This is a genomic window from Tahibacter caeni (assembly GCF_024609805.1).
Lineage (GTDB): Bacteria > Pseudomonadota > Gammaproteobacteria > Xanthomonadales > Rhodanobacteraceae > Tahibacter > Tahibacter caeni.
Genome location: NZ_JANFVR010000269.1, coordinates 1 through 6,645 on the forward strand (window position 1 = coordinate 1; position 6,645 = coordinate 6,645).

3 protein-coding genes and 1 pseudogene are annotated in these 6,645 nt (G+C 71.6%); 2 read left to right on the forward strand and 2 right to left on the reverse strand.

The window, feature by feature from the left end; genetic code table 11:
* Positions 1-3,124, reverse strand: a 3,124-nt coding sequence (locus tag NON22_RS18275; RefSeq protein ID WP_257388388.1) for a type I polyketide synthase, incomplete at its 3' end; no start/stop codon positions are given.
* A gap of 148 nt (positions 3,125-3,272) precedes the next feature.
* A complete protein-coding gene (locus tag NON22_RS18280; protein ID WP_257388389.1) occupies positions 3,273-4,901 on the reverse strand; it encodes a PfaD family polyunsaturated fatty acid/polyketide biosynthesis protein in 1,629 nt (542 codons plus the stop codon).
* Positions 4,902-5,112: 211 nt separating this feature from the next.
* On the opposite strand from NON22_RS18280, the gene NON22_RS18285 reads away from it, so the two are divergent.
* Both NON22_RS18285 and NON22_RS18290 read left to right on the forward strand, forming a co-directional pair.
* Positions 5,113-5,703 (forward strand): TetR/AcrR family transcriptional regulator, encoded by a 591-nt coding sequence (locus tag NON22_RS18285; protein WP_257388390.1) that lies wholly within the window; start codon positions 5,113-5,115, stop codon positions 5,701-5,703.
* Between the two features lie 80 nt (positions 5,704-5,783).
* Positions 5,784-6,645: pseudogene (locus NON22_RS18290) on the forward strand (hypothetical protein); the annotation flags it as partial.

Consider the following 6,645-nt stretch of genomic DNA (forward strand, 5'->3'; position numbering starts at 1 on the left):
CCACGACCGGTGCCGGCGGCGCGACGGGTGCCGGCGCGATCGTCGCGACCGATATCGGCGCCAGAGGCGGCGGCGCGATGACCGGCGCCGCTGCAGTCAGGATCGAAGTCGCTGCCGCGGCGGACGGCGCCGCGCCGAGCAGCGCGGTGAGGCCGTTGATCGCGCTCTCGGCCAGCTTGAGGTACTGCGTGTGGCTGTCGCTCAGCGCGCGCTGGTAGGCGGCGTGCGCATTCGCGGTCTGCTGCTGTGCCTCCTGGAACGCGGCGAGCCAGGCCGGCGACAGCGGTGATTCTTCTTTCACGGTGCGTACCTCGGCGACGGGTGCGGATTCCGCACGCGGCGGATTGGGGCGAGCTGTATTGGGGGCCGGCAGGCGCGACGGATCCGCCGGCGGATAGGGCTTGCCGACGTTGGTGCCGCTGATCGCGATGCCGTGCTTGTGCGCCGCAGGCGCTGCCGGCACGCGTACGTCGGCGAACAACCCGGACAGTTTCGTCACGTGGCCCGCGGCGGCGAGCTGCGCGAGACCGACGAGCAGCGGTTCGAGATCGGACTTGCCCTTGCGATCCAGCGCGATCGCGCGATGGTCGCGCGTGCCGAGAATCGCGCCGACGAGACCTTTGAGCACCGTGCCCGGGCCGACTTCGACGAAGCAGCGCGCGCCTGCGGCGTACATCGCTTCGATCGTCTCGACGAAGCGCACCGGCTGCGCGATCTGCTGCGCGAGGATGGCGCCGGCATCGCCTTCGTATGGCGCTGCCTGCGCGTTCGCATAGACGGGCATGCGCGGTGCCGCGAAGGCGATGCCGGCGAGGAATTCGCCGAACGGCGCGCACGCGGGCGCGACCTGCGCGGAATGGAAGGCCGCGGCGACCGGCAGGCGTTTCGCCGCGACGCCTTTCGCCTCGAGCGCGGCGATCGCTTCCAGCGGTCCCGACACGACGACCTGCTCGGGCGCGTTGTGATTGGCGATGGCGAGCAACGGACCGATCAGCTCGCGCGCGCGCTCGATCGGACAGGCCAGCGCGCACATCGCGCCGCTGCCGCCCGCGGCTGCGTCGCGCATGAGCTCGCCGCGGCGGCGTGCGATGCGCACGGCGTCGGCTTCGGTGACGACGCCGGCCGCGTGCAGGGCGACGATCTCGCCGAAACTGTGGCCGGCGGCCATCGCGCCGTCGACGCCGAGCTCGCGCAACAGGTTGAGCAGCGCCATCGACGCGAGGCCGAGCGCGGGCTGCGCGTTTTCGGTGCGCGCGAGCTCATCGCTCCGGCGGCCGAAGGCGATCTCGTGGATACGCAGGTCCGCGGCGCGATCCCACACGGCGCGCGCCGCGTCGAACTGCATCGCTGCGGCGGCGCCCATTCCCGCGTACTGGCTGCCCTGTCCCGGAAACAGCAGCGCGAGCGCGCCGTCGGGCGCGCCGACGCCGTAGCTCGTGCCGTCCGGAAGCTGGAACGACCGCGTGGGATCGGCGGCGATCTTCGTGTGTGCGAGGGCCAGCCGCGCGTCGAGCTCGGCGACGCTCGCTGCGACGACGGCAAGGCGTACCGCCGCGGTGTGGTCGAACGCATCGCGCGACGCCCGCGCGAGCATCGACAACGGAAGGTTGCCTGCACACGAGCGACGCAGCTGCACGATCTGCTCGACCATCGCCTCGCCGCTCGCCGCGCTCAGCGCGACGAGCTCGTGCGACTGCGTCGCGAGCCGCTCCGCGCGCGGCGCCGCGCCGACGTATTCCTCGAGCGCGAGGTGGAAATTCGAGCCGCCGAAGCCGAACGCGCTGACGGCCGCACGCCGCGGGTGCGACGCGTCGCGGATCCACGGTCGCGCCGCCGTGTTGAGATAGAACGGACTGCGCGCCAGCTCGAGCCCGGGATTGGGAATGTCCGCCTTGATCGTCGGCGGCAGCACCTTGTGGTGCAGCGCCATCACCGCCTTGAACAGGCCGGCGGCGCCCGCAGCCGCCTTGGTGTGGCCGATCTGGCTTTTCACCGAGCCCAGCGCGCACCATTGCGTGCGAACCGCATCCGCTTCGGCGTAGACGCTGCGCAAGCCCTCGAACTCGGCGGCATCGCCGGCCTTCGTGCCGGTGCCGTGCGCCTCGACGAGCTCTACCGTGGCGGGGCCGAAGCCGGCTTGCGCGTAGGCGCGGCGCAATGCGGCCGCCTGCCCGGCCGACACCGGCGCATACACCGACTTCGCGCGACCGTCCGACGACGTGCCGACGCCGCGCAGCACCGCGTAGATGCGATCGCCGTCGCGCTCGGCGTCGCCGAGGCGCTTCAACGCGACCATGCCCAGGCCTTCGCCGAGCATCGTGCCGTCGGCCTGATCCGAGAACGGCCGGCAGTCGCCGCTGGGCGACAGCGCCGGCGTCTTGGAGAAACACATGTACATGAAGATGTCGTTGAGCGTGTCGACGCCGCCGCTGATCACGAGGTCGGAATCGCCGAGCTGCAGCTCGTTGACGGCCATCCGGATCGCGGAAAAACTCGACGCGCACGCCGCGTCGGTGACGCAGTTGGTGCCGCCCAGACCGAGACGGTTGGCGATGCGCCCCGCGACGACGTTGCCGAGCAGGCCCGGGAACGACGCTTCCTGCCACGGCACGTAGTGCGCGGCGATGCGTTCGCAGGCGGCCTGCACGTCGTCTTCGGGCAGGCCCGTTTCGCGCAGCGCCTTCTGCCAGACCGGGCGCTGCAGGCGCGACACCAGCGAAAACAGCAGCTCCTGCGCGCTCGTGACACCCAGGATCACCGAGATGCGCGAACGATCCATCGTCTCGAACTGCTCGCGCGCGGCGTCTTCGAGCACTGCGCGAGCGGCGATCAGCGCGAGCAGCTGCGAGGTGTCGGTCGCGGGGATCGTCGACGGCGGGATGCCCCAGCCGAGCGCATCGAAGTCCATCGGTGCGAGAAAACCGCCGCGGCGTGCGTAGGTCTTGTCGGGCGCCGCCGGATCCGCGTCGTAGTAGTCGTCGACGCGCCAGTGCGTCGCCGGGACGTCGGTCAGCAGATCCTTGCCGGCGAGGATGTCGCGCCAGAAGCCGTTCGCGTCGTGCGAGCCGGGAAAGATCGCGCTGACGCCGACGATGGCGATCGGCTCGCGCTGCGGGGAACTCATGCCAGTGTCCTGTCCGGTGAGTCACATGAAGAGATCGCGCCCGGCATCGGTCGCGAATCCCGGCGCGCCGACGGGTCGTACCGGCGGCAATTTGATCCGGCACAACGGCGAGTCGCAGCCAGGGACAGGGGCGAGCATTCCTGCGAACTCATCGGACACCAAGAGGCCTGGGACGGAAATCGAACGCGGACGGCGGAATCGCCAGACCGAAGGCGCGCAACTGCTGCGCGCGCGTGAGCACCGCGGCGCCTTCGAGCAGGTTCAGCGCGACCTGCACCGCGCTGCGCCGGTCCGGCGCTTCGAGGAAGCTGCCCTTGGCCCAGCTGTTGAACGCGCCCATCGCCGGGCCGCACCAGATCTGGAAATCGGTCAGCCGCTCGCTGATGCCGTCGATCGCCCAGCGGCTGGAGAGACCGAGGTAGGAGCGGAACACCAGCGCCATGCGGTGCTTCGGATCGGATTCGGCGCGCGCGACCTGCGAGGGATCGCGGGAGGACCAGAACGCGCGCGTCGAGGCCCAGGCTTCCTCGAAGCTCGCGCGCAGCATTTCCTTTTCGATCTTCGCCCGATCCGCCGCCGGAACCGCGTCGAGCGACGGGTACGCGCGGTAGATCTCGTAGAGCTTCCTCGCGCGGATCGCGAACATCGTGCCGCGACGCAGGACCTGCACGTCGACACCCATCTCGAACATGTCGGCCGCCGGCGCCATGATCACGTCGGCCATCGAGGCCTGGGCGAGCATCGCGCGCGCGCCGGCGCCGAGACCCGACTCCACGCAGGACTGGTTCACCGAGCCGGTCTGCACGTAGGCCGCGCCGAGCGCGAAGGCGGACGCGAGCGCGCCGGGCGTACCGAGCCCGCCGGCGGCGCCGACGCGGATCGGCCGCGCATAGCGCTGCCCGTCCACGATGCGATCGCGCAATGCCATGATCGTCGGCAGCAGCGCGGTCAGCGGGCGATTGTCGGTATGGCCGCCGGAATCGGCTTCGCAGGTGATGTCTTCGGCGAGCGGCACGCGCGCGGCGAGATCGGCTTCGGCGCGCGTGAGCTCGTTGCGCGCGACCAGCGCATCGAGCATCGCGGCCGGCATGGGCGCCATGAACTGCTTCGCCACTTCCTCGCGCGAGATCTTCGCCAGCACGCGATGACGGCGCCGGACGGCGCCCGCGCCGTCGACCGTGAGGCCGCTCGCCGCGTAGCGCACGATCGCCGGCGTGAGCCCCATGAACGCCGACGCTTCGACGCAGCGCACGCCGCGCCGGATGAAGAGATCCGCGATCGCGTCTTCGATCGCGGGCTCGCCCGGGCTGTGGATGAGATTCGCGCCCCAGGGCAGCCCTTGCGGATCGAGTTCGCGGGCCAGCTCGTCGACGGCCGCTTCGACGCGCGCCGGCGACAGGCCCGCGGCGCCGAAGAAGCCAAGGCAGCCCGCACGCGCCATTTCGATCACGAGCCGGGTGGTGGCGATGCCGTTGGCCATCGCGCCCGCGACGTATGGGAACCGCGTGCCGTGCGTCTCGTTGAAAGTGCGGTCGCCGAGCCACTCGGGATACAGCGGCGGCAACAGGCCGAGCACCGGCCACGCGCCGCTTTCGCCCGCGCCGACCAGCGTGCCGTCGAGCCCGACGCCGAGCCGCCCGTCCCGATCGTCGCGGACGACGGCGGCGGCATGGCGTACCTGGGCGCAGGCGACCGCGAACTCGAACGGCGCGAACGCGGGCGCGCCGCCGCGCCACCGCGCCGGTGCAGGAGGGACGAGCGTGGGAACACTAGCCAAAACTGGCACTCAGTGGCACTTTTAGGGACCGCCGTTATAGCCGTGCCGGAGCGGAAATGCCACCTGGTTGGCCGGATCACCGGAAAAGCGCCCGTCTCACCCGGCCCGACTGCACGGCACGTTGCCGCGCCCCGTCGCCACGCAGCGCGCATGCCTCCTCCGCGCACCCGGCGCCGCGCCATCGTCTCTTCGCGATACAGGTACGTGCCCCGTGACCCGGCCGACGCGCTCGTCGAAGAAGGCCGCCGTCCGCCAGGCGCTGGTCGCCGCGGCGAACCGCCGGTTCCACCGCCAGGGCTTCGAGCAGACGACGATCGACGAGATCTGCGCCGACGCCGGCGTCAGCCGGCGCACCTTCTTCCGTTACTTCGAGAACAAGGAAGCGCTCGCGTTTCCGCATCGGGCCGAGCGCCTCGAGCGCTTCCTCGCCCTGCTCGACGGCGCCGGTCACTCACCCAACCCGGTCGACGGCTTGCGCGCGATCTGCGAAACCTTCGCGCACGAATACTCGGCCAACCGCGAACAGCTCCTCGCGCAGCAGCGCCTGGTCGACTCCGTACCGGCGCTCGCCGCGCGCGAGCACGAGATCGATCGCGACTGGGAGGCGGCGATGGCGGCGACGTTCCGCCGCCGCTTCGGCCGCGGCGCCGCCGCCGAACGCCGCGCGCGCCTGATGGCCGGCGCCGCGATCGGCGTCATCCGCGCGACGATGCGCTACTGGTACGAAAAAGACGGCAAGCCCGATCTCGCGCGGCTCGGACAGGAAGCGCTCGACAGGCTGGAACAAGGGTTTCTGTGCTGAGCGCGTGCGGCGTCGGGCGGCGGCCGCGAAGAGCCCGGCGGGACGATCTCCGCTGACCGCGCGGCCCGGAACGCGGGCGCGTGAGTCACACGGCGCCGTCGGGGGCGCACCCGCTCACGGGCGAATCGTGCGATGCCGTCGGCGGACAGCCTCTCGCGCGGACATCGTGCGACCCTGAATTCTTTCCATCCGTCGCGATCCGGACGGCGTTCTGCCAGCGCCTCGTCGAGCGGCGTGCAGCCGCCGGATCTCGCCGCTCTGCGCGGGAGGACCTTGGCGTCGGCGAAGCGCTGCTGCAGGCGGAACGGCGGAATGCTCCGGCCGTACCAGATCGCGCGCACGCGGACGGTGCGGCCGACCTGGTCCGGCGGCAGGCGGATTTCGTCGCGCGCTTCGCCGGCGCCGGACAGCGCCGGGCCGATGCGGCACGGATCGTTCGCGGCCTCGCTCCCACGTCGCCGAGCAGGCGGACGTACGGCGATCCATCGTCGAGAAAGCGTTCCGGATCGAAGCCGCGCGGTCGCAGCCGGTCGTCCTTGACCGGCTGCACGCGCGGGAATCGCGGAAATTGCCGCGACCGGACGACCGGCAACCTGCCCGCTCCCCCGACGCTCGCATTGTCCGGCAGCCGCCACTACACTCGCGCGCCCTCGCAAGCCCGGGTGCGTCCCATGCGGATCGGAATCGACTTCGGAACCAGCTACTCGGCCGCCGCGGCGTCGGTCGGCGGCCGCCTGCACGGCATCCGCTTCGGCGAGGACACACAGTTCCGCACGGCCGTGTTCTTTCCGGCCGCGGTGCCCGACCCGAACGACTTCGTGCTGACCGACGAGCTCGAGGCGCAGGTCGACGCGCAGCTGCGCTCGGCGCGCGCCGCGCAGCGCCACGCGTTCGACGCCTGGCGCCGCCGCGTCGCCGAGGCCGACGCGCTGCCGCCCGAGC